The following is a 423-nucleotide window of genomic DNA, read 5'->3' on the forward strand; positions in this document are numbered from 1 at the left end:
CAACCAATTGCGAAAACGATTCAATGTGCTATGGTCTGGAATATTCAATTCGTCAAAGTTGCAAAACAAGAAAAAATCCAAGCGTGTAATTAAACTGCGCTCTAGCTCTGGGTCGGACAAACTATGCCATTGTCCCAACAATACTGCTTTAAACATCGATAAAAGCGGATAAGATGGACGTCCGCCATTGTCGCGAATATAACGTGCTTTTTTGCTATTGAGAATATGTTCAATCGCATGCCAATCCAATACATATTGGATTTTGAGCAAAGGAAAATCATTTGGATACTGACTGATTAAGGCATAGGCTGATTGCTGAAAGAAACTGCTCATAGAAAATCCTCTAAATTCGTGTCAATGAGAATTTAGAGGATTTTTTGCAGTTTTGCAAAGGTTTCGGTTTGTGTCTCTACAAAGACTAAC

The 423-nt window shown here is 38.1% G+C and carries 1 protein-coding gene; it reads right to left on the bottom strand.

The genetic code is table 11. The features are described 5' to 3' along the window. Positions 1-333: transposase (locus AZ602_RS09660; RefSeq protein WP_146025240.1), on the bottom strand; the 333-nt coding region annotated here is incomplete at its 3' end. Positions 334-423 lie beyond the last annotated feature (90 nt).

It is taken from the genome of Moraxella sp. RCAD0137 (genome assembly GCF_002894025.1).
Taxonomy (GTDB): Bacteria; Pseudomonadota; Gammaproteobacteria; order Pseudomonadales; family Moraxellaceae; genus Moraxella; species Moraxella porci.